The following is a 24,490-nucleotide window of genomic DNA, read 5'->3' as shown; positions in this document are numbered from 1 at the left end:
GTATTCTAACAAACTCAACAACAAACGGCTATAATCAAAAATTAATCTCTTTTCTATTGGGTTTTATTAAACGAAGTAAAACAACAATCTTGAATAAAATCACATAGCATCTTTTGTATATAATCTGTTGCTTGAATATCCTACTTTTCAAAAACAAAAAAAGGCACTAAAAAAGTCTTAATCAACTTTTTCAGTACCACGACACTATTGAACAGCCTTGAAATTCGTTAGCTTTTCATTTTAGTAACAGCAATGGAGAGAGTTCCAGGTCCTACGTGAGTACCTATTACTGGACCTATATCTGTAATAACTTCCTTCTTAATAGAAAAGTGTCCGTGTAATTGTTTCATAACTTCTATCGCTTCATCCTTTGCCTCCGCATGGGAAATGCCAATATGAAGATCTGCATCCCCGTACTTATCTGTGAGTTCTTGGATAATACGTTGAACCGCTTTCTTTTTTCCTCGTACTTTCTCAAACGGATACACCTCTCCTTCAGGATTTAATGAAAGGATTGGTTTTATTTTCAAAAGAGAACCTAAAATGGCGGACGCTTTACCGATCCTACCGTTTTTCTCTAAATATTCCAATGTATCCACCATAAAGTAAACATTTGTATCTTCCAGAAGCTCACTTAATCGGTCCATACAAACCTTTTTACTAGCACCAGCCTGAGCAAGAGTTGCTAGCTCTACAATAATTACGCCAATAGCATAAGAAGCCCTTTTAGAGTCAACAACAGTTACCGGAACTTCATCGCCCAATGTCTGAGAAGCAATATAAGAGGACTGAAACGTCCCACTCAACTTTGAGGATAAATGAATAGAAATAATATCAGATTGATTATACTCCTCATGTAGGCGACGATACACTGTCTCGAACTGATGTGGGGTCGGCTGAGAGGTAGTTGGTATGTCTTGCGTGCTTGTTAGCTTTTCGTAAAATTCACCAGAAGTTAAATCGATCCCATCTTCATAAGAATCTTCCCCAAAATGAACAGTTAATGGTACAACAGAAATGTCTAATTCCTTTTGTAGATACAGTGGAATATCAGCAGTAGAATCTGTAACAATTTTTACTGTTTTCATCATTTCATCCCCCTAATATAATCACTATTCCACCGCTAAGATGTAGGAATATAATGGTTGATCTCCGATGTGAATTTCTACTTCGATGTCTTCATATTTTCCTTCAATATATTCTCCTAGCTCTTTTGCTTCCCCGGAATTACGGTCTTCACCATGAATAATCGTGACAATTTCACAATTTTCGTCAACCATTTGATCAATCAGTTCTTTTGCCACATTTTGAACAGAAGACCCCGTAGAAATGATATTTTTTTCATGAATTCCCATGAAATCACCTTTTTTAATCTTCACTCCGTTAAGGCTTGTATCACGGACAGCATACGTGACCTCACCAGTTTTTACGTCTGCCATTGCTTCTGTCATTTCTTCCGCATTCTCCTCAAGAGAAAGTATATTATTGAAAGCCAGCATAGCTGCAAGACCTTGTGGTACAGATTTAGAAGCAACAACGACTACTTCTAGTTCAGATACTTCTGCTGCTTGATTTGCAGCCATCACGATATTACTGTTGTTAGGTAACAAAATCACTTTTTCAGCATTGCAACCTTCAATGGCTTTAACAAAGTCTTCTGTAGAAGGATTCATTGTTTGACCACCTTCGATCACTCTTTTCACACCTAAACCTTTAAATAAGTCCGCTATTCCAGAGCCCATACCCACTGTAATAACAGCAAACTCCGTTTTCTTTTCTTTTGCATTTGTTGTGGAATTTTGTTCAGAAGCCTGCGAATCATCGTTTAAAATACTCGAATGTTGTTCTCTCATATTTTCAATTTTCACATTAACTAATGAGCCGAATTTTTGGGCTTCGGTAATTACATTTCCAGGGTATTCCACATGAATGTGAATTTTTAATAAGTCTTCGTCGGAAACAACTAATAAAGAATCTCCATATTCATCCAACTTGTTTCGGAATTGATCTTCATTGAAGGCATTTTCCTTTATTTTATCGTTATCAAACTTAACCATGACCTCTGTGCAATAGCCAAATTCAATATCCTCTGTGGCCATATGGCTTTGGGCTGATAATTGATGGTGCTCAAGTTTTATTAACTCGTCCAAGTCAGGAGCGTCTTGTTCTACCATATCAACAATTTTCTCACCTTTTAACACAGCCAAAAAGCCCTCATAAATTGTTACAAGGCCTTGTCCTCCAGAATCAACTACGCCGACTTCCTTTAAAACAGGAAGTAAATCTGGAGTCCTTTCCAGGGAATCCTTTGATTCTTGGAGAATATCCTGCATTACTTTAATAATATCATTGTTCTTTTTACTTGATTCAGTCCCTTTCTTAGCAGCATCTTTCGCTACGGTTAGAATGGTCCCTTCCACTGGTTTCATCACTGCCTTGTATGCCATCTCCACGCCATACTCAAGTGCTTTACTCAGCTCTTTGGAAGTAATTGTTTCTTTACCTTCTACTGATTTAGAGAATCCTCTGAATAGTTGAGATAAAATAACCCCTGAATTTCCTCGTGCCCCCATCAGCAATCCTTTTGCAAAACTAGAACTAATAAGTCCTACATGATTCGCTGACTGGTCCTTGACCTCTTTCACACCTGACGTGATTGTTAAGTTCATGTTTGTACCTGTATCTCCATCAGGAACTGGAAATACATTTAATGCATCAATTTTCTTTGAGTTTTTGGAAAGATTATTTGCACCTTCGATAAGCATTTTTGCAAACTTTTTTCCTTCAATACTTTTCACCGTCACGAATGTTCCTCCTAACTAAACGTGCTTACGGATTAGTAACACGAACTCCTTGAACAAATATATTAACAGAGTCTACCACTAAACCGAGCATTTGTTCCAATTGGTATTTTACTTTCGACTGCACATTATGAGCTACTTCAGAAATTTTCGTGCCATAGCTGACAATGATATACATATCTATATGGATATTTGCGTCCTCATCTTCACGGATGACCACACCCCGAGCTAAATTCTCTTTTCCTAATAAATCAGTAATACCATCTTTCAACTGTTTTTGTGAAGCCATTCCTACAATACCGTAGCAATCTACTGCGGCACCACCTGCAATGACAGCAACTACTTCTTTTGATACGTCAATATTACCAAACTTTGTTTTCATCTCTATGGTCATTCCAAATGCCTCCTTTAAGGTGTTTACCTCTTGGCTATCGTCATTTTACTATAAAACTTGGTAATTTGAAAGAAGAGTTACAGGTGTAACAAAAAAATCAAAGCTCTTTAAAACAGTGTCAAGTTAATTTACTTGATGAATGTTAAGATTTTACTTGAAATATTTCAGTCGTTATGCTAATATAACCAAGTGTCTAATTATGAAATATAAACGAATACGAATGATTGTACTCATCGTGAATCAGAAGGAGGGATAATCATGGCACGTAAATGTGTTATTACAGGAAAAGGTCCTAGAACTGGAAATGCACGCTCTCACGCGTTGAATTCTACAAAGCGTCGTTGGGGCGCAAACGTTCAAAAAGTAAGAATTCTAGTTGACGGCAAGCCGAAACGTGTATATGTTTCCGCAAGAGCTCTTAAATCCGGAAAAGTGGAACGTGTATAATTGAAATGAAGTTAAAGGATTTTGCTAAAATGAGAAAAGGTTTTTATTATATCCGCTTCTGTTCTAGCATGTCCAAATTAAAAAACGGCGCACCCAGCGCCGTTTTTTCTTTTTATCTATTATAGTAGTTGTTTTTCTTTCTCTGCCGATCCGGCAGTGGCGGGAGCATCCATTACATTAAGCACCTATACGCATTCATAGGTGCTTGTAATTACCGCAAAGGTAGATGCAATAAGAATAAAACGATAAGATACCCTTTTTGAGACCCAACCTTAACTTTTTTTGAATGTGCCGAGAACCGCTCTAACAAAGCCTCCAATAAATCTAGGTAATTTAATAGTATAAAATTTCAATACTTTCCCCTCCTCGAAAGGACACTCCCTGATAAGTAAGCCCTTGTGTTTGAGAAAACATCCATTAATGTATCGTTGTTAACAGTATATTCAAGGTCGTAGAAATAGTACCTGTTTTTTCAAAGTAATCTAATTTTAAATCTTTCTATCAGTCCCTTGATTGAATCAAAAACAACTTTCCACCGGTAAAGTTGATTACTCCTTCAACGTCAGTAATTTCGTTACTGATACATAGACTGGAGCCTTGCATCAATGTCTGTTTTTCCAACGGGTATTTAAAACCTGTAAGTGACAACCCTTCCACAAAAGGAGTAAAAGGAATTAAAGAAACATAAGTATAAGCCCCTTTCGTCAGTTTATACGTTCCCTTTTCTCTTAAACTCATTTTATTCCAACGATCCAAAATGGAGACCGGTATATTCGTTTTTAATCCTTTTAATAACAATTGGGCATTTATAAACAAGTGATCTAACCTGCCTCCGGTTGCCCCTACCAAAATTATCTCTTCCGGATTTCGTTTTAATACCCACGTTAAAGCCAGTTCCATATCTGTTTGATCTTTTTGTTTTGGGAAAACATCTAATTCAACAGACTTTTTACGGATCCATTCCAATTCCTCGTTGGTAATAGAATCAAAGTCTCCAATCGCATGAGTTGGTACTATTCCATTTTCCATCAGTACTAAGACGCCTCGATCAACTCCTACAAACTTTGCCAGTGGGTACTCTTCCTTAATGTCTTCGAGCAATGGCACATGATTTAACGGACCTCCGGCATATAATATATACGTCAATAGAAACTCTCCTTCTAAGAGAAATTGAAGTGCCCGGAAGCTCTTCATATCCCTCATTGTCTTATTAATCGACGAACTCTTAGTTTTTAAGAAACATCCCCTGCTAAAAGCGCTGTCTATAGCAAATTCAAGCCCCTTCTTGTTCAAAAGAAAACAACAACCCTCTAAAAACTAGAAGTTATAAATTATTTTTAAAAAACGACTGTCGCTTTGAATATGCAACAGTCGTTATCATTAGTAATCCCCACATAATCTATGTAAGAGTTAACTTAGAGGTGCTAGTGGTGAAAGAAATGTCCAGCTTCCTCTCACACTACCAACACCACAATGCGGGTCTTAACTATTCTATCTTGTGTACCCTATATTGAACCTCGAATACTATCAATAGCTTCTTTTCGGTTAGTTTTTCCGTAGATTGCGGAACCAGCAACCAATACATTCGCACCTGCAGTTTCACACAAACGGGCAGTAACCGGATTTACTCCTCCATCTATTTCAATATCGATGTCTTTTCCTAAACGGTCAACCAATTCTTTCACCTGTGACACTTTTGGCAACACTTGATGAATAAAAGACTGCCCGCCAAATCCAGGATTGACCGTCATAAGTAAAACTAAATCAACATCTTCTATCACATGTTGAATAAGAGAAACAGGAGTAGCAGGATTTAAAACTACCCCTGCCTTCGCACCTGAATCTTTGATCAACTGAATAGTTCTATGAAGATGGGGGCATGCTTCTGCATGCACACTAATAATGTCAGCCCCGGCTTTTGCAAAAGCCGGAATGTAATTGTCTGGGTTTTCAATCATTAAATGAACATCCAGTGGCAGTTTCGTTAACGGACGAATTGCATCGACAATAAGTGGACCTATCGTAATGTTTGGAACAAAATGCCCATCCATCACATCAACATGAATATAGTCAGCACCACCTTTTTCCACGTCAATAATTTCTTCTCCGAGTTTTGCAAAATTTGCTGCTAAAATCGATGGAGCAATTTTCATCATAACTAGTACCTCCGTTTTTGACTTTTAATTTCATCTAAAAACTCTAAATAATGTTCATAACGATGTGTTGCTATCTCTCCATTTGCTACAGAATCCTTGACTGCACACGATGGCTCATTGACATGAGTACACATTCGAAATTTACAATCATTTAATCGCTCTAACATTTCCGGAAAATAATGTGCGAGATCATATTGATCGATCCCTTGAAAATCTAATGAACTAAATCCAGGTGTATCTGCAACATAGCCACCAGCTTCAAGCGGAATTAACTCCACATGTCTCGTAGTATGCTTACCTCTGCCTAAGCTTTTAGAGATTTCATCTGTCTCGATATCGAGTTTAGGGTTTAAGGCATTCAAGAGAGAAGATTTCCCTACACCAGACTGCCCCGCCAACACAGAAATAGTACCATTTAAGAATGGTTCTAATTTTTTTAACGTCTCCTCCATATAAATCGATGTCTCTAACACTTCATAATTAAGGTTTTGATAAATCTTTTTGTATTGATTTAAAGACTTCTCGGACTTCTCAGAAGTAAGGTCTATTTTCGATAAACAAATAATTGGCTCGATTTTATTTGCTTCAATATGCACGAGAAATCGATCTAATAACACGGGGTTAAAAGAAGGTTTCTCTACAGAAAAGACCAAAATTGCTTGGTCAACATTTGCAATTGGAGGCCTGACTAATTCATTTTTTCGATCTTCCATTTCCATAATATAACCATCTGTTCTATTTTCAGCTTCAAAATCCACCCAGTCACCAACTAAGGGCGAAATTTTTCGCAGTCGGAAATTACCTCTCCCGCGACACTGGAAAATTCCATTTTCATTTTCTACATAATAAAATCCACTTAGCGCTTTTATAATTCTTCCTCGAGCCATTCGGACCTCCTCTTAGTTTCTTATTCAAACTGCTGAAGCTCTTCATACGTATATTCATAAGGTGAATCTTCAAACTCTTCGTCGTCTACTTGTAAGATCAGAAAACCAGAGTCTTCCGGCGCTACAGTCATCGGTAAATCAAATGTTGTCGTTTCCGTTATTTCTTCGTCAATTAATTGATTGGGTGTTCTATTTTCCATATCTGTCACAGAGATGCGAATACGATAAACTCTAGGGTCACCATTCGCTTCTTCCGTTTCACTAACTTCGACAACAAAAGGAACGGTTGCAGTAATAGGTTCTAGTTCCTCTTCTGGCTCTTCCGGCTCTTCTAACTCTTCCGGAGGCTCTGGTTCAGGAACTTCCACAGGTTCAGGACCTCTGGAAATTACGACATTCACTGTCGTACGCTCACGAATTTCCGCTCCTCGTGCAGGGTCTTGAGAAACTACACTTCCCTCTTCCATTGTTGGATGGTATTCTTCCTCAAAACTCATACTTAATAGAGGATTATCGGCTGTAGTCTCGATGACTTCTTCCTGAGTCATCCCAAACAGGTTACTCATAATGTAAGTAGGCCTTTCACTAACCGTTAATGTTACAACCGTTTCACTAGGGATTACCATTTCCCTCGCTCCTGGAGATTGGTTGATCACTGTATCATCATCATACTGTGACGTTTCTTCATACTGTACCTCTACTGATTCAAATTCATACTCTTCAAGTAGTGTTTCGGCACTCTCCCTTGTCTCACCAGTAATATCTCTCATTTCAATTGGTTCCATTCCTTCACTAACATACACCGTTATAAGAGTACCTTCTTTAACCGATTCTCCTTCTCCAGGGTTAAGCGAAATGACATGATCTGCTTCCATCTCATCGTCATGGCGCATCTCCTGTTCAACTTCCAAATTTAATTCGGCAAGGGTTTCAGTAGCCTCTTCATATTCCATTCCTACTATTCCTTCAGGAATTTCAACATCATTCACATGAAGCAAGCTTGGAATTAAATAAATAGAAACAATAAATATACCAATTAGAAATAATATCGCTAGTAGGGATAGTTTAAACCAAAATCTTGCACCTTTTGGTTTTTTACTTTTAGAAACTGAATCATTCTCTTTCCCTACTTTTGTCTGTTCCAAATTCACTTTACTCGAATTCGGAACAACCATTGTGTTCTGGAAATCGCTTCCGCTTTCGTTTTTACCCACAACAGGGACAGCTTTTGTCATTTCGTCATCTTGACTAGAAATGTATTTAGGTGTTTCATTTCTGCGGTCGGGATTAAGCAATGTAGACAGATCTGTTTCCATCTCATGGGCAGAATAATACCTTTCGTCCGGATCCTTTGCAGTAGCTTTTGTGATAAAATTCGCCATACTTTGTGGAAGACCGGGAACTTTTTCTTTTATATCCGGAAGTGGTTCTTGAAGTTGCTTAATAGCAACGGATACTGCCGTATCCCCTTGAAAAGGAACTTCTCCGGTAAGCATTTCAAACGTAATAATTCCCACCGAGTATAAGTCCGATTTTAACGTAACTTGACCACCCTTTGCCTGCTCGGGCGATAAATAGTGAACAGAACCTAAGACCGAGTTCGTATGTGTTATCGTTGCTTCACTGATGGCTCTAGCAATTCCAAAATCAGTTACTTTAGCAACTCCATCAGGTCCCATCAAGATATTGTGTGGTTTAAGGTCCCGGTGAATAATGTGATTATCATGTGCATGTCCAACTGCAGAAGTAATTTGTCCTAAAATCCTAACAGTCTCTGCAACTGATAAACCCCCACTTTGTTGTATGTAACTTTTCAAGGTCATTCCATCCACGTACTCCATAACGATATAATATAAATTTTCCTCTTCCCCTACATCGTAAATAGTCACAACATTCGGGTGTGATAAACTCGTAGCGGATTGAGCCTCTCTGCGAAACCGGCGTATGAATTCCTCATCATTGGAGAATTGAGACTTCAGCATTTTTACAGCTACTTCACGATCAAGTATAAGATCTTTAGCTAAATAAACATCCGCCATTCCTCCTCCACCGACAGATCGAATTATCTGATAGCGATCATTTATTCTTTTGTCTTTCATTCATGATCCACACCCTTCGACCTGTTGCTCACGAGCGCGAGTGTAATATTATCTTCTCCGCCAAGTTCATTTGCTTTTTTTATCATATCATTTGAAATTATAGGCAATGATTTTTCGTTCTGAATTATACTTGCCAACACTTCATCTGAAAGTTTATCCGTTAAACCATCGGAACAAAGAAGGATGATTGCATCATCTCCCCATTCCAATGATTCTACATCTACTTTTACTGTTGCCTCAGTGCCTAATGCTTGTAAAACGACATTTTTCCTAGGATGTGTCGCTGCCTCTTCACGTGTAATTTGACCAGAACGAACAAGCTCCTGAACAAGAGAATGATCCTCTGTAATTTGTTTCAAAGTGTTTTCTTGAAAAAGATATACTCTTGAATCTCCAACATTTGAAAAAGTTACAAAATCTTTCGTTAATATAGCTGCGACTAAGGTAGTTCCCATTCCTTCGCATTCTTTGTTCGTCAGAGAGTGTTGATAAATCTGCTCATTTATTTTCTCCACGATATTTAGAAGCCAAACCTCTGCTTCTTTTGGAGAAAATAATTCAGAGCGATTTTCACTCCACTTATCCACCATCAACTCTTTCGCAATCAAGCTGGCTAAATCCCCTGCTTGATGTCCACCCATACCATCCGCGACTAAAGCCAGTGTCTGACCTATTTGATCCTCCACAACTGCCCCATTATCCTCATTGTGAGCTCTCACTTGACCAATGTCTGTCTGATATATACTTTCCATCTCAACCCCTCTTTCCTTAGCCTGTTTCGTTTTATTAAGGCTGTTTACTAAAAGATTGTTGCGTTTAAAAGATTAGGACAACTTCTAGGTGGATTTTTCCGCAGGTAATACATTGGATATATTACTCTCTTTTAAGAATAGCAGAAATAAAAAATCCATCTGTACGGAACTCACCAGGAAACAGTTGAAAATATCCCGGGTTTTCTTTCTTTTCACTTGCTATTATACCAGGTATTCTAGTTAGGAGTTGATCGTCAAAAATAGCTTCTTCATTTTCCTCAACAAAAGCAGTGACGACATCATCATTTTCTTCACGATCTACTGTACATGTAGAATATACCAAGCGTCCACCTTTTTTTAATAGCGGCCATACTGCTTCAACAATCGATTGTTGAATTTCAGACAAACGGTGGATATCTTCTTCCTTTTTAGACCACTTTAAGTCTGGTTTTCTTTGGATAACGCCTAATCCGGAACAAGGGGCATCTACTAAAATACGATCAAAACTTTCTTTGTCATATTTCTCATGGAGTTGCCTGGCATCAGCAACTTCTCCGTGAACAATCGATAATTCAAGTCTTTTCGCCTGGTCATGGATAAGTTTCACTTTATGGGAGTGAATGTCAATACTAACTACTTCTCCGATATTTTGCATGCGTTCCGCAATGTGCATGGATTTACCTCCTGGTGCTGCACAGGCATCCAAGATAGACTCTCCTTGTTGAGGATCAAGTGCAAGAGTCACTAACATGGAACCTTCGTCCTGAATAGATATCCAACCATTCTCGAATGCCTTTGTATTGGCTAATGATCCTTTTTTCACGTATAGACATTCTTCTACATAAGGACTTTCCTTCACTTCCAAACCTTCCTCCTGAAGGGATTCCATGACCTCTTCTTTTGTGACCCGATTTGTATTTACTCGAACGGAATGAGTAGGATGAGTTAAATTAGCAAACGCAATAGAAGATGCTCTTTCAGCCCCGTATTGCTTGCTCCAACGCTTTAATAACCACTCTGGATGACTCGTTTCCACTGCCAGACGTTCAGTCTCATTCTTTATGGAAGAAAATTCCGGTAACGGATGACGTAGAAATGACCGCAAAATCCCATTCGTCATACCTGATATCCCTTTATGACCTCTTTTTTTAGAAATCTCTACTGCTTCGTTTATTGCAGCATGATCAGGCACGCGGTCAAGAAAAATAAGTTGATAAACGGTCAACCTCCATAAAATATGTACCCAGTCATCAATTTTGGCGAGTGGTTTCTTCGAATATGCCTCCAAATAAAAATCAATTCGCTTCTGATACTGGATTGTACCGTATACAATTTCTGTTAGTAACGGAACATCAATGGATGCGATATTTTCGTTCTTTATCGTATCATTTAAAAGTAAATTACTGTAAGCTTGATTTTTCTTTATTTTCAATAAAATCTCCAAGGCTGCTTCCCGAACATTTCCAGTCGACCTCTTTTTACTCATTCTCTTTAGCTCCCAACATCGTTTCCGTTGTCCATTTTCCGCCTGCTCCTCTTAAAAAAGTCGCTACATCTAAAGGTTTTTTCCCAGAGGGCTGTATTTTTAGTAATGCAAGAATACTTTTTTCTCCACACGCCACAAGGATTTCGTTTTCAGTAAGCCCAATAACTGATCCTGGTTGCTTGTCAGTTTCTCCGGCTTTCACCCCAGCCTCCCATATTTTCAAACGCCGATCTTCTACGGTAGTAAATGCGACAGGCCAAGGATTTAAGCCGCGGATTTGATTAAAGATCTGCTTTGCAGGTTGTTGCCAGTCAATAACTTCCTGCTCTTTTTTAATCGTTGGGGCGAATGTCACCTTGGCTTCTTCCTGCTCTTGAGGATTTAGCTTTTCTTCTTGAATTAGAGGCAGAGTTTCCATCAGCAGATCAGCGCCTATTTGACTTAATTTATCATGCATAGTTCCCGTCGTGTCCTCCTCTAAGATTGGTATACTTCTTTGTGTTAGGATAGCACCGGCATCCAATTGTTTGACCATGTACATAATCGTTACTCCTGTTTGCTCTTCCCCGTCAATAATTGACTGGTGAATAGGTGCCCCTCCCCGGTATTTAGGAAGCAAGGAAGCATGAACATTTACACATCCGTAACGAGGGACATCCAGAAGTTCTTGAGGAAGGATTTGCCCGAACGCAGCAGTAACAATTAAATCTGGTTTCACAGCTGCTACTTGTTTCCATTCCTCTTCATGTTTAATTTTTTCCGGCTGGAAGATTGGAATATGTAATCTTTCTCCTTCTACCTTGATCGGTGGGGGAGTAAGTGTTTGTTTTCGTCCTTTTGGTCGGTCTGGTTGGGTGACAACAAGTACTACGTTATACCCTTTTTCACTTAACGAACGTAGAACTGGCACCGCAAAATCTGGTGTACCCATAAATACGATCTTCACAATATATCTCCCCTTTATAATCTATTTTCCTCTTAATCAACTCGTATGCTTCCGCTGCGAGCTAAATTCTGAATTTAAAGCATCATATACGGATTCATATCCATATGAATAGCTAAAGACGATCGTGTCGTTTCTGATTGATATGTTTTAATGACTTCCTGCAAAGTATTTGTCAGTTTAGGCTCAACTTTATATTTTATCATGCATTGATAGCGATATCTATCTTTGATCCTCGGAATAGTAGAAGCGACCGGACCATATACAAATGTTTGGTCTGAAAGCTCTCGTTGCAAAAAGTGAGTAATTTTTTCGGTAACAGAAACGACTTGATCTAACTGTTCTGAACTAACATGAATAATAACTAAGAAATAATATGGAGGATATCCTCCTTGTTTACGGATACCCATTTCTTTTTCGAAAAATGATAGATAGTTATGCGACTTTACGTCTTCGATACTGTAATGGTCCGGAGTATATGTTTGAACCACGACTTCTCCGGGCTTTAAATGCCTTCCAGCTCGACCACTTACTTGCGTTAACAGCTGAAAGGTTCGTTCACCCGAGCGGAAATCCGGTAAATGGAGCATCGAATCTGCTGCTAATACTCCAACGAGCGTTATGTTTGGAAAATCCAAACCTTTTGCGATCATTTGAGTTCCGAGCAGTACGTCTCCCTTCCCTTCTCCAAATTGACGCAGGAGTTTTTCATGGGAACCTTTGCGTCTTGTAGTATCTACATCCATTCTAATAATACGAATCTCTGGAAATACCTTCAATAATTCTTCTTCCACTTTTTGTGTGCCGGTACCGAAGAACCGAATAGAGTCACTTTGACATTCTGGACAAATGCTTGGAATGGTTTCTGAATGGCCACAATAGTGACATTGCAACGATTGATTCGTTCGATGATAGGTGAGTGAAATATCACAATGATCACACTGAGGAACGTAACCACAGTCTCGACACATAATAAACGATGAATACCCTCTTCGATTTAAAAAAAGCACTGTCTGTTCTCTTTTTTCAAGCCGATCAGATATCCCTTTTACTAATGATTCTGAGAACATCGAACGATTTCCGGAACGCAGCTCTTCTCTCATGTCAATAATCGATACTTCAGGCATTTTCACATGATTCACTCGATTTTCCATTGTCAATAATGTATAGACACCTTTTTTTGCACGCGCATAACTCTCCAAGGAAGGTGTAGCACTTCCTAAAATAATGGGGGCTTTATAATATTCGCCACGTTTAATTGCCACTTGTCTCGCATGGTATCTTGGCGATTCTTCCTGCTTATAGCTCGTCTCATGCTCTTCGTCTATAATGATGATTCCCAATTTTTCAAACGGGGCAAATATTGCCGACCTTGCCCCAACAGCTACATCGACCTTACCTTCGCGAATCTTCTGCCATTCATCATACTTTTCCCCTTTAGACAGTGCACTGTGAAGCACAGCTACGCGAGAGCCAAACCTTTCTTTGAATCTCGTAACCATTTGTGGAGTTAAAGAGATTTCGGGAACGAGCACGATTGCTTCTTTCCCCTTTTTAAGAACTTGATCGATAGCTTGTAAATAAACTTCGGTTTTTCCGCTCCCGGTTACCCCTCGGAGAAGAAACGTTTGATGATTCTCCTGATGGATAGAATCCAAAATCGGGTCTAAAGCTGTTTGCTGTTCTTCCATTAAGAGAAGTGGTTCCGATTTCACAAATGTTCTTCCTTCATATGGATCTCTTGCAATCGCCTTTTCCTCGATAGACACTAAGTTCTTTTTTCTTAGTGACTGAACAGTATCCCGAGAAACATCTGCTTTTTCAAGAAGAGCTGTTAACGTATATTCACTTTCGTCTTCGAAATGACTAATAAAAAATTCCAATAGTTTTACTTGTTTAATTGCTCGGGAGGGTGTCGATTCAATCGCTTTTTCTAAATCCTTCTTTGAAACCATCAAATTAACAATTTGCTGTTTCTTAACGGAATCACTGGTCTTTACAAGAGGGGTTACTAGCACAACTTCCTCTTTAATTGCAGTCATCATCACCTTTTTATCAAGCTCTGACGCATCCTTACTCCACTTTTCCCAGCTTTCTATTTCATTCGTTTCTGGAAAAAAAGGCTGGATTGATTCTGGCACCTCGCCTTCATCTAAAGATTCATGAATGGACAATCTTTTATCATACTTGGCTCGCATAGCAGCTGGAAGCATGGTTTTTAGCACTGTAACGTGAAAGGATAATGTATTATCCTTCACCCATGTTGATAAGGCTAAAAGCTCTTCAGTAAGAGGTGGCTTTAAATCAACTAGTTCTGCTAAAGGTTTAATTTTTGAGGAATCGTGCTCACTGTCTTCTGCAATAGCTATCACAAATCCCTGCACTTTTCTAGGTCCAAATGGGACGTTCACCCTAATTCCTGGAACAATGGTCTGTTCGAATTCAGGTGGTACCAAATAATCAAACATACGATCCGTTTGATTGGCAGCAACATCTACGATTACTTTTGCGATCATTTAACGCTCCTCCAACAAAGTTTTTATTTCGTTTAACAACAAATTTGCGGCTTCTCTTTTTGTTGTTAGAGGGATTGCAACTTCTTTTCCACTAGAGAAATACAGATTTAGTTCATTTGTGTCCACTTGAAAACCCATGTTTTTTTCGGCTATCGAATTGGCTGCAATGATGTCTAAGTTCTTTTTCTGAATTTTCTTTTTAGCGTTCTCTTCTATGTTCTCTGATTCTGCTGCAAATCCAATCAGAAGTTGAGAAGTCTTTTTTTCCCCTAAAGATTGCAAAATATCATTTGTGCGTTCCATTTCAATGTGAATGTCACCATTTGTTTTTTTCATTTTCTGCTCATATATTTCCTTCGGCCGGTAATCAGCTACAGCTGCCGCTTTGATAACAACGTCCATCTTTGCAAATTCCCGATGCACAACATCAAACATATCTTTAGCTGACCTTACCGGAATCACACTCACTCCATGGGGCTCCTTTATAGAAACTGGTCCACTCACTAAAGTTACTTCAGCACCTCTTGCAGCAGCCATTTCAGCTATGGCATAGCCCATCTTTCCAGAAGACCTATTTGATAAAAATCGAACTGGATCAATCGTTTCTTGGGTTGGACCTGCAGTAACCAACACCTTTTTCCCATGCCAAATCTGATTATTTTGTGAGATAAAGTGGTGATCGATCATATCAGCCAAATCTTCTGGTTCCGCCATTCTTCCTTTTCCAACATACCCACAAGCTAAATACCCTTCATTTGGCTCAATATACTTGTAGCCATACTCTTTTAATAATGTCATATTCTTTTGTACAGCCGGATGATCATACATATGAACATTCATGGCTGGAGCAATCATGACGGGAGCTGTTGTAGCTAATAAAGTAGTCGTCATCATGTCATCTGCCATACCATGAGCCAATTTACTAATAATGTTTGCAGTTGCAGGTGCAATTAACACAAGATCTGCCCAGTCCGCAATGTCAATATGCGCAATTTTCTCGGGATTTGGTTCCGTAAAAGTATTGACATAAACATGGTCACGCGATAACGCTTGGAAAGTTAAAGGTGTGACAAATTCTTGTGCAGAGTCTGTCATGATAACTTTTACTAGATATCCTTTTTGAACAAGCTTGCTTGTTAGAGCAGCTGCTTTGAAAACAGCAATTCCTCCCGAAACACAAAGTAAGATTTTTTTTTCAATTCGTTCATCATTCATGGTATTTGCCTCCCGTAATCAGTAGAGCCCGTCAGAATACCGACATAGAAGCTGGACTTCTAAAAGGTATTATATATATATATCTACTTACACGATACCTAAATTTCTTGAAAAAGACAAAAGAAAAAACAACCTGGGGTCAGGTTGTTTCGTCGTCTTCACGAATCTCATAGGTCAAATGCTCGGATTCTATTTCTTCTAATGCCATCCCTACATAATTAACTGACTTAGAAGCAACCGTACGTTGAAAAAGTTCTGGTTTTTCCCGAAGTTGTCTTGCTCTGTGTGCTGAAACTGTCACAAGGGTATACTTGGAGTTAATTTTAGTCATTAACGAATCAATTGATGGTTGTAACATTGTCTCACTCCTCCACTAATTCTTTATAAAGATGAATTAATCATTCTTTTTTCTAATTCTCGGCAATTACAATAGATTTTATTCGTTCTACTGCTAACTCTACTATATCATTTTCTACTACATAATCATATTTGTCCATATCTATTTCATCTTCAGCAATGGTCATACGACTATCGATTAAATCAACGTTCCTCTGCCTTCGATTCTGCTGAGAAGTTCATTTAAACTTTAGAAGCATTAAAAAGATAAAGACTCCTTGGGATATTGTGAGTAACCAGTGAATGCCATCAGGTTTACCGATGGCATTCGTGTTTATTCCTCCGACGCGTCTTCTTTACTTGAAATGACACGCTGAGCAACTGTTTCAGGCTGAACAGCAGACAATATGACATGATCACTGTCAGCAATAATTACTGCTCTCGTTCGCCTGCCATATGTTGCATCAACAAGCATATTTCTTTCTCTTGCATCAGAAATAATTCTTTTAATAGGTGCTGATTCTGGACTAACGATCGAAATAATTCGATTTGCTGAAACGATGTTTCCAAATCCTATATTAATTAATTTTATATCCATTATTCATTCTCCCATCCTTGATCTTCTAATTCGAGGAAGCAGTCCTTCCAATTCCACTTCAGATTCATTCTATATTTTGTACTTGTTCTCGAATTTTTTCTAATTCAGCTTTGAGTTCAATTACCAGTTGACTTGTTTCGAGATGATTTGATTTTGAACCGATTGTATTTACTTCTCGATTCAATTCTTGCACTAGAAAATCTAACTTTCTTCCAATTACTTTCGCATCAGAAAGAATCGATATAAATTGTTTTAGATGGCTATCGATTCGAGTCAATTCCTCTTGAATATCAGCTTTCTCAGCAAACACAGAAACCTCTGTCAATATTCTTGCTTCATCTATTTCTGTTTTTCCACCTAGAAACTCTTCCACTCGCCGTTGTAGTCTCTCGCGATATTGCTTTTGAATCACTGGAGTATACTCACGCAATTTAACTATGAATTGCCGTAATGTATCTATTCGATGAATAATATCATCACGCAACTCTTGCCCCTCTTTTAATCTCATATCTCTTAATTCCATTGCAGCTTCTTCTACAGAAGACAAGATAACATCTGTGAGTTCACTGGAAATGTCACTAGATTCTCTCACAGCAACTACCTCTTCATTGAACAAGAGTTCTTTAAGAGGAAATGAATTTGAGGAATGAAACTTTTCAGCCATTTCATCAAAAGTATTTTGATATTCTGCGATAAGGTTCCAGTCTACCGATAATTCTTTTTTTGAAACCCCGTCTCCTTGTATATGTATAAACACATCTACTTTACCCCGGCTGATAACTTGGGAAATAGACTTCTTCATCCGCTCTTCTAAGAAGAACAATTGCTTCGGCATGCGAATATTTATTTCGCAAAATCGGTTGTTTACCGCCTTAATCTCTACTGAAACATGACAACTATCTATTTCCTTATTAGATCGCCCATATCCTGTCATACTCATTATCATTCTATCACATCCACTTCTTACATTCTAAACAATTTTCAGGAATACAACAAGGGGACTTATGAAATTCCCTTTACCCTTTAGTTATATAAACCTTTTTTTCTTTCATCGCAAAAGCGTAATACATGTTTTAAACTGTGTATTTTTGCTATAATAGTTAAGCACGCTTTCTCACTCTTTATTTTCAGAGTGGAAGAGCACGTTAAAAGGGAGGTGTATTTATGTCATTTGATGGCATTGTTACACGCGCAGTAACCGATGATTTAAAGGAAAAACTTGTTAGTGGAAGAATTGTTAAAATTCAACAGCCGCATCCTACCGACTTAATTATAACGGTTAGAGCTAATCGAAAAAACCATTCGTTATTTATTTCAGTAAATCCATCTTTCGCACGATTCCATCTAACTTCTATAAAGCTTGAAAATCCCCAAGAGCCTCCTATGTTTGCAATGTTGCTTAGGAAACACCTTGAGGGAAGTATGTTAGAAAGTATTCAACAAGATGGCTTAGAACGTATCATTACATTTTCATTTAAAGGACGTAACGAACTCGGAGATGTATCCTATAAGAAATTAATTTTAGAATTAATGGGAAGACATAGTAATCTCATATTTCTGGATACAGAAAACAACAATATCTTAGATAGTATAAAACATGTACCACCATCCGTTTCCCAGTTTCGTACAGTACAACCTGGGCAAATTTATATAGAACCTCCCCATCAGGATAAATTAAACCCATTAGAGATGGATGAGGATCTACTAAGAAAAAACTTGGATTTTAACCTTGGAAAAATGGATCAGCAGATTCAAAGTCAATTTAGTGGATTGTCGCCGCAAATCATTAAGGAAATTCTGTTCCAGGCAAAACTCACAAATAGAGATACACTTCCACCTAAATTCTTGGAAGTGCTGCAACCTGTAAAAGAACGCACTTATACGCCTTTTATGGTAACTAACGCCGATAAAGATGCTTTTTCTGTCATTCCATTAGAGCATCTGAAAGGAACGAAAGTTCATTTTGACAGCATTCACGAAATGCTTGACCGCTTTTTCGTCGATAAATCAGAACGGGATCGTGTGAAACAACGTGCGCACGATATGGAACGATTTATAAGAAATGAATATCAGAAAAATAAAAAGAAAATTACCAAACTCGAAAAAACCTTGAACGACGCAGACAAAGCACAAAAACAACAGAAATATGGAGAATTGCTTACTGCAAATATGCATTTAGTAAAACCAGGACAAACTGAAATAACTGTGGTTGATTATTATGACCCAGAACAAAATGAAATAACGATTCCTTTGCATCCTCAAAGAACAGCATCTGTGAATGCACAACAGTTTTTTAAGAAATATCACAAGTTAAAAAACTCGATAGCCTTTGTCAAACCGCAAATAAGACATGCCAAAGAAGAAATGGCATACTTAGATTCCTTGATTCAGCAGGTGGAAATCGCGACTACAAAGGATTTAGAAGATATTCGTGAAGAGCTGGAAGCTGGAGGGTATGTTAAAAAGAAAAAGAGTAAAAAGAAACAAAAAAAGAAAGATTCCAAACCTATTGTTGAAAAGTATCTTTCTTCAGAAGGGGTCGAATTGTATGTTGGTAAAAACAACAAACAAAATGAATATTTAACAAATCGCCTTGCCCATCAAGATGACACTTGGCTTCACACGAAAGACATTCCAGGTTCACACGTAATTATCCGAAGTCAGGAATTCGGAGATACAACATTAATGGAAGCAGCAAATCTTGCCGCATATTTCAGTAAAAGCCGTATGTCAGGGCAAGTCCCAGTCGATTACACACTTATTCGTCATGTAAAAAAACCTAATGGGGCCAAGCCAGGATATGTAACCTATGATAAACAAACGACATTATTTGTTAATCCAGATAATAATCTCGTACGAAAGCTAGCTGAAAATGCTAACAAAGGATAAAAACGCGTAGCGTCTTTTATAAATGCAACGTCAGCACTGCCACCCCAGAGTAGCACCTACGTAGTTAGTGTAGGTGCTACAGTTCTTCCTTGCTACGTTTGGCTTGAAGCCGTTGCCCACAGAAAGCGACCGACTAGAGCGGATTCGAGCCTTTCTGTTCGAAAGCATACAACAATTTCAAAAAAAGAGGCTGTTTCAAAAAGGTATTTTAACCCTTTTGAAACAGCCTTTTAGCTTTTATCCAGCATCTAAAACTTTAAACTGCGATTTTACTAAGCCGTAATATTCCCCTTTTTGATCAATTAATTCCTGATGGTTGCCTTGCTCAAGAATATTTCCGTGTTCGAGAACGATAATATTATCCGCTTCTCGAATTGTGGACAATCGGTGGGCTATCATAATAGCCGTGCGTCCGTGTAGCAGTTTTTTCAAAGCACGTTGAATAAGTTGCTCCGTTTCAGTATCTATCGAAGCAGTTGCCTCATCCAGGATAAGAATACGAGGATCAGCCAGCAGTGCTCTAGCGAATGAAATCAGCTGTCTTTCTCCAACCGACAGGACATTCCCTCTTTCCTCAACTTCTGTTTCATACCCATTGTGAAGTTGTTGGATAAATTTATCGGCACCTACTGTTTTAGCAACTTCCATTACCTCTTGATCACTTGCATCTGGACGTCCAAAACGAATATTGTCAAGGATCGTTCCTGAAAAAATGAATGTATCCTGCAAAACGATACTCACCTTTTCTCTTAAACTGTCTAAGCCAATATCACGTAAATCATTACCATCTAGTAGCACTCGACCGCTTGTCGGGTCATAAAATCGGCTTATTAAGTTAACTATGGTTGATTTCCCGCTTCCAGTATGTCCAACGAGAGCAACAGTTTGCCCTTCTTTCATTTCCAAATTAATGTTATTAAGTGCCTTACGGTTCGCATCATAAGCGAATTCAACATCTTCAAACTTAATATTTCCTTTCACTTCTTTTAACTTTTTTGCATTGGTTTTTTCAGGAACGGATGGTTGCTCATCCAAAAATTCGAAAATTCTTTCAGACGAAGCCATACCGACCAAAAGCTGATTGTAAACTTGCCCTAACCTTGAAATCGGTTCCCAAAACATCCCAATGTACAAAGAGAAAGCAAAAAATTGACCAATGCTTAATGCATCTATTTGAATCAAATGAACACCGTACCAAAGTAAAACCCCGGTTCCAATTGCTCCACTCATTTCAACAAATGGTCGGAACATTGCACTTTTTTGTGAAGCATTTCTCCACGCTTCATAGTTCTTTTCATTCATTTGATTAAAGAAACCAATATTTTCTTTTTCCTGTGTATACGACTGTGTAATTCTTATCCCTTGGATGCTTTCATTCAAGTGTGAATTAATCATTGACTGTTTAATTCTTACATCCTGCCATGATCTACGAATGTTTCGCCGCAGTTTTGTTGAAATAAAAAACATCAATGGTAAAACAATCATGATAGCTAATGTTAGCTCAGGGCTGATGAAAAACAGCATGACAATAATCCCAATTAACATAATGATATCCATTAATAAATTAATAACACCGTTCGTAAACAAATCCTGCAGACTATTTACATCATTGGTTATCCTTACTAAGATCGAGCCCGCTGATCGTTGATCGAAAAACCGGTGTGATAATCGTTGGATATGGTTGAAAAGTCCTTTTCTTAAGTCGAAAATAACGAGTTGCCCCAGTTTATTCATATATTTGATCCGTATCGTATTCCCTATCCAGGAAACGACATAAAGTCCTGTGATCACCAACACCATAATTGCTAAGAAGTTCACATCTCCTGATTCAATAATATGGTCAAGAGCGTAACTACCAATTAAAAGCGGAGCTATTAATCTCACAGCTGTAGACAATAGCATACCAAGGATTGCCAGTGGTAAAATATCTTTTGAATAAGGTTTCATATAACTTATTAGCCTTGTCATTTGTAACCAGTTAAATGGTTTTTCTATCGCTTGGTCCATTGAATAATGAAATCTTTTTAAAGTTCTTTTATCGGTGTTCTGTTGCTTATTATCTGAGGCTATTTTTTCTTCTTCTGTCATTGCTGTCACCTCCTATTTAGCTTCTTCCATAAATTGTTTTCGGTCCTGGAATTGGATATCATAAATTCTACGATAAATGCCGCACTCATTATTTAGAAGAGAATTGTGAGTTCCACGTTCAACGATTTTCCCTTCATCCAATACGAGAATTTCATCGGCATGCATCAACGAAGAAATTCGATGTGCAATAATAAAGGTTGTTCTTCCTTGCATGACTTCCCGAAATGCAGCTTGAATTTTCCCTTCCGTTTCCATATCTACTGCACTAGTAGCATCATCCAGAATAAGGATACTTGGATCAATACAAATTGCCCGTGCAATCGCAATCCTTTGCTTCTGGCCGCCCGATAGCCCACCACCACGCTCTCCAAGTACCGAATCGTATCCATCCGGTAGATCCATGATAAATTCATGAGCATCTGCTCTTTTAGCAGCATCAATGATTTGATCGATTGTTGCACCAGGGGCTCCGTAAGATATATTGTCTTTCACCGAGGAGGAAAAAAGAAATGATTCTTGTAAAACAACGCCCGTATTTTTCCGGATTGTTTTCAATGTATAGTCTGTTATCGATCGACCATCAATTCTAATTTCACCTCGATCTGGTTCATAAAAACGTGAGATTAATTGAGTAATAGAAGTCTTTCCTGAACCTGTCGCTCCGATGAGACCAATCGTTTTTCCTGGAGAAGCCTGAAAGGAAATATTGTCCAATGCTAGATCTTCGTCTTCATCATAACGATGACTCACATTTTCAAAAACAACATGACCGTCTAATCTATTCGCCTCGACAGCATTAGGCTTATCAAAAATATCTTCCTTTTCATCGAGGACTTGTAACAGTCGTTCGCCTGAAGCTTTCGATTGTGAAAAAGTGTTGATAATAAATCCTAAATTCATTAACGGGTTAATAATAAACCAAATTAAACTAAAAAATGCTATTAGTACCCCTGGCTGGATAGTATCATTAATGACTAACCATCCACCGTAACCTAAAAGAACAACGACACATATATGACCGATTAATTCCATTAAAGGGAAATATCGTGCCCAGATGTTGGAGGTATGAATAAACTTATCTCTATAATCCGTATTTTTAGCGTCGAATCTGCCCATTTCAAAGCTTTCTTTAGACAAAGATTTAACGGTTGTCATCCCACTAATATTCTCCTGTGCTTTCGTTGTCATGTCTGCTAAAGATTTACGAATACTCGTAAAAGCTGGATGAACTTTTTTATCGAATTGATATACTGTAACAACCAAGAACGGTAATGCACCAAGTGTCACAAATGCTAATGAAGGACTGTAATAGAACATGATTCCTAAACTTAGTCCAATCAGCATGACTAAGTTAGTCAACTGCGCAAAACCAAAGGATAAAAAGAAACGAAACCCTTCGACGTCTGCTGTTAATCGAGACATAAGGTCTCCTGTTCTTGCATTGTCATAGTACCTGAATGGCAAGAACTGTAATTTTCGGTAAAGTGCATTACGTAGCTCATATACAGATTGAATACCGAACAAATCCCCTAAGTATTGATGAAAATAAATGGCGACTCCTTTTAATAACGTAATCACAAAAAAACCTAGAGCCACATATGGTACCCATTGAAAATTTCCGTCAATCACTATATAGTCAATCGTGAATTGCAGAATGATCGGATATACCACTGTAAAAACTGTTGAAACTAATAAGAAAATAATGGACAGGAAAAAATATTGTTTATAAGGCCAATAAAACTCTTTTAAACGTTTAAATGTGTCCATCTCTACACCTCCTTCAAACCTGAACTGAATATGAGTAATACGTCATTAACACAAAATATTCTCATACAACTCAGATAACTCGATTTTGAATTTATCACAATAGCTCTAATATATCGGTTTCCGAAATAAATATCTATAGTCTTTTCTTCGCATATAAGAGCAAATAGCCTTGATAAGATGCCATTTTCTAATGATATAGAGCATTTCTTTACAATTACAGCTATTTCCGTAACTTTTTGTAATCGCTTAAACTAATGGGTTAAAAAAGTTATTCACACTTCTCCTTATTACTAGCGGATTATCCACAGTAATTGAAGGGAAGTTCTTCAAAATAATACACAATTGATAAAATTCAACAAATAAATAAGGATATGCCAAAAGTCCAAAGACGTTTTGGCATATCCTCTATTTATATAATAGTTCCTGTAAAAAGATTCCTGAAGAATCAATGAGACGCCACAGAATGTTAATTCTATTAATGAATTATTTTGATGACCAAGTTTTCGGGTTTTTCTGCCATTCCTGTAACAAATAAAGATCTTTCTCTGTAATCATGTTATTTTCAGCCGCTACATCAATTAGTGTTGAGTAAGTTGTAAGCGATTTTAACGGGTAGCCAGCTTCTTGTTCAGCTGCTTTTGCTGCTGCTAATTCATAGGTAAATATTGAGCAGATACCTAGAATTGATCCACCTGCCTCTTTTACTGACTCTGCCGCTTCAATGGAAGAACCACCTGTAGAGATGAGATCTTCAATCACGAGCACTTTTTTCCCAGTTTCTAATTTCCCTTCAATCCGATTCTGTTTACCATGTCCTTTCGAAGAGGAACGCACATAAATCATTGGGATCCCTAAGTGATCCGCAATCCAAGCTGCATGTGGTATTCCTGCAGTAGCTGTGCCGGCAACGACCTCCACCTCGGAAAAATGTTCTTTTATGTAGGAAACGAATATCTCAATAACTGACTTTCTTTCCTCCGGAGAAGACATGATTAATCGATTATCACAGTAAATAGGGGATTTCATTCCTGAGCTCCATGTATATGGGTTTTCTGGATTCAAAGATACTGCTTTGATAGACAATAAAATTTTTGCGATTTCTTTTTCTCTCATAGC

21 protein-coding genes and 1 pseudogene are annotated in these 24,490 nt (G+C 38.1%); 2 read left to right on the top strand and 20 right to left on the bottom strand.

Annotated elements, in window-relative coordinates; translation table 11 throughout:
- Positions 1–227 precede the first annotated feature (227 nt).
- The 3 genes from ACHABW_RS00410 to ACHABW_RS00400 are packed head-to-tail and all read right to left on the bottom strand — an operon-like array spanning position 228 to position 3,195.
- Positions 228–1,091, bottom strand: coding sequence for a DegV family protein (locus ACHABW_RS00410; RefSeq protein ID WP_435753587.1), 864 nt, complete (start codon positions 1,089–1,091; stop codon positions 228–230).
- Positions 1,092–1,112: 21 nt separating this feature from the next.
- The gene (locus ACHABW_RS00405) at positions 1,113–2,804 is read right to left on the bottom strand and encodes a DAK2 domain-containing protein (protein ID WP_435753586.1); all 1,692 of its coding nucleotides are present in this window, start codon (positions 2,802–2,804) and stop codon (positions 1,113–1,115) included.
- Positions 2,805–2,829: 25 nt separating this feature from the next.
- Positions 2,830–3,195: an Asp23/Gls24 family envelope stress response protein gene (locus ACHABW_RS00400; RefSeq protein WP_110936407.1), complete on the bottom strand. Its 366-nt coding sequence runs from the start codon at positions 3,193–3,195 to the stop codon at positions 2,830–2,832.
- 258 nt (positions 3,196–3,453) lie between these two features.
- Between ACHABW_RS00400 and rpmB the strand changes: the two genes are divergently transcribed.
- Positions 3,454–3,642 carry a 50S ribosomal protein L28 gene (gene rpmB / locus ACHABW_RS00395; protein ID WP_110936408.1) on the top strand — a complete coding sequence of 63 codons (189 nt, stop codon included), beginning with the start codon at positions 3,454–3,456 and terminating at the stop codon, positions 3,640–3,642.
- Positions 3,643–3,914: 272 nt separating this feature from the next.
- Here the strand turns inward: rpmB and spoVM are convergent, their stop codons facing one another.
- From spoVM to ACHABW_RS00325, 14 genes and pseudogenes are all read right to left on the bottom strand, one after another.
- Positions 3,915–3,995: a stage V sporulation protein SpoVM gene (spoVM, locus tag ACHABW_RS00390; RefSeq protein ID WP_110936409.1), complete on the bottom strand. Its 81-nt coding sequence runs from the start codon at positions 3,993–3,995 to the stop codon at positions 3,915–3,917.
- Between the two features lie 148 nt (positions 3,996–4,143).
- A complete protein-coding gene (locus ACHABW_RS00385; RefSeq protein WP_435753585.1) occupies positions 4,144–4,788 on the bottom strand; it encodes a thiamine diphosphokinase in 645 nt (214 codons plus the stop codon).
- A gap of 359 nt (positions 4,789–5,147) precedes the next feature.
- Positions 5,148–5,798: a ribulose-phosphate 3-epimerase gene (gene rpe / locus ACHABW_RS00380; protein ID WP_435753584.1), complete on the bottom strand. Its 651-nt coding sequence runs from the start codon at positions 5,796–5,798 to the stop codon at positions 5,148–5,150.
- A 2-nt stretch (positions 5,799–5,800) separates the two neighbouring features.
- The gene (gene rsgA, locus ACHABW_RS00375; RefSeq protein WP_110936412.1) at positions 5,801–6,685 is read right to left on the bottom strand and encodes a ribosome small subunit-dependent GTPase A; all 885 of its coding nucleotides are present in this window, start codon (positions 6,683–6,685) and stop codon (positions 5,801–5,803) included.
- A 20-nt stretch (positions 6,686–6,705) separates the two neighbouring features.
- Positions 6,706–8,784, bottom strand: coding sequence for a Stk1 family PASTA domain-containing Ser/Thr kinase (pknB, locus tag ACHABW_RS00370; protein ID WP_435753583.1), 2,079 nt, complete (start codon positions 8,782–8,784; stop codon positions 6,706–6,708).
- On the bottom strand, positions 8,781–9,536 hold the full coding sequence (locus ACHABW_RS00365) for a Stp1/IreP family PP2C-type Ser/Thr phosphatase (protein ID WP_435753582.1): 756 nt from the start codon (positions 9,534–9,536) through the stop codon (positions 8,781–8,783). The genes pknB and ACHABW_RS00365 overlap by 4 nt, the downstream gene beginning before the upstream one ends.
- A gap of 121 nt (positions 9,537–9,657) precedes the next feature.
- Entirely contained in the window at positions 9,658–11,022 is a 1,365-nt protein-coding gene (gene rsmB / locus ACHABW_RS00360) for a 16S rRNA (cytosine(967)-C(5))-methyltransferase RsmB (RefSeq protein WP_435753581.1), read from the bottom strand.
- On the bottom strand, positions 11,015–11,971 hold the full coding sequence (fmt, locus tag ACHABW_RS00355) for a methionyl-tRNA formyltransferase (protein ID WP_435753780.1): 957 nt from the start codon (positions 11,969–11,971) through the stop codon (positions 11,015–11,017). Before fmt ends, rsmB begins: the two co-directional genes overlap by 8 nt.
- Positions 11,972–12,042: 71 nt before the next feature.
- Positions 12,043–14,481: a primosomal protein N' gene (gene priA, locus ACHABW_RS00350; protein ID WP_435753580.1), complete on the bottom strand. Its 2,439-nt coding sequence runs from the start codon at positions 14,479–14,481 to the stop codon at positions 12,043–12,045.
- Positions 14,482–15,696 carry a bifunctional phosphopantothenoylcysteine decarboxylase/phosphopantothenate--cysteine ligase CoaBC gene (coaBC, locus tag ACHABW_RS00345; RefSeq protein WP_435753579.1) on the bottom strand — a complete coding sequence of 405 codons (1,215 nt, stop codon included), beginning with the start codon at positions 15,694–15,696 and terminating at the stop codon, positions 14,482–14,484.
- Between the two features lie 139 nt (positions 15,697–15,835).
- Complete coding sequence (gene rpoZ / locus ACHABW_RS00340; RefSeq protein WP_110936419.1) at positions 15,836–16,054, bottom strand: DNA-directed RNA polymerase subunit omega; 219 nt, start codon at positions 16,052–16,054, stop codon at positions 15,836–15,838.
- 52 nt (positions 16,055–16,106) lie between these two features.
- Positions 16,107–16,313 (bottom strand): annotated as a pseudogene (locus tag ACHABW_RS00335) (guanylate kinase); the annotation flags it as partial.
- A gap of 53 nt (positions 16,314–16,366) precedes the next feature.
- On the bottom strand, positions 16,367–16,630 hold the full coding sequence (gene remA, locus ACHABW_RS00330; RefSeq protein WP_110936420.1) for an extracellular matrix/biofilm regulator RemA: 264 nt from the start codon (positions 16,628–16,630) through the stop codon (positions 16,367–16,369).
- A 64-nt stretch (positions 16,631–16,694) separates the two neighbouring features.
- Positions 16,695–17,576, bottom strand: coding sequence for a YicC/YloC family endoribonuclease (locus ACHABW_RS00325; RefSeq protein WP_435753578.1), 882 nt, complete (start codon positions 17,574–17,576; stop codon positions 16,695–16,697).
- A gap of 218 nt (positions 17,577–17,794) precedes the next feature.
- Here ACHABW_RS00325 and ACHABW_RS00320 point away from each other — a divergent pair, with 218 nt between their 5' ends.
- Positions 17,795–19,519 (top strand): Rqc2 family fibronectin-binding protein, encoded by a 1,725-nt coding sequence (locus tag ACHABW_RS00320; RefSeq protein WP_435753577.1) that lies wholly within the window; start codon positions 17,795–17,797, stop codon positions 19,517–19,519.
- 237 nt (positions 19,520–19,756) lie between these two features.
- On the opposite strand, the gene ACHABW_RS00315 is transcribed toward ACHABW_RS00320, so the two are convergent.
- From ACHABW_RS00315 to pyrE, 3 genes are all read right to left on the bottom strand, one after another.
- Positions 19,757–21,607 carry an ABC transporter ATP-binding protein gene (locus ACHABW_RS00315; protein WP_435753576.1) on the bottom strand — a complete coding sequence of 617 codons (1,851 nt, stop codon included), beginning with the start codon at positions 21,605–21,607 and terminating at the stop codon, positions 19,757–19,759.
- Positions 21,608–21,619: 12 nt separating this feature from the next.
- Positions 21,620–23,374 (bottom strand): ABC transporter ATP-binding protein, encoded by a 1,755-nt coding sequence (locus ACHABW_RS00310; protein ID WP_435753575.1) that lies wholly within the window; start codon positions 23,372–23,374, stop codon positions 21,620–21,622.
- Positions 23,375–23,857: 483 nt separating this feature from the next.
- Positions 23,858–24,487 carry an orotate phosphoribosyltransferase gene (pyrE, locus tag ACHABW_RS00305; protein WP_435753574.1) on the bottom strand — a complete coding sequence of 210 codons (630 nt, stop codon included), beginning with the start codon at positions 24,485–24,487 and terminating at the stop codon, positions 23,858–23,860.
- Positions 24,488–24,490: the final 3 nt, after the last annotated feature.

Origin of the sequence: Salipaludibacillus sp. CF4.18, assembly GCF_051262595.1 — a bacterium.
GTDB lineage: Bacteria > Bacillota > Bacilli > Bacillales > Salisediminibacteriaceae > Salipaludibacillus > Salipaludibacillus neizhouensis.
The sequence above is the reverse complement of the archived record's forward strand: the minus strand, read 5'-3'. Positions and strand labels throughout refer to the sequence as shown.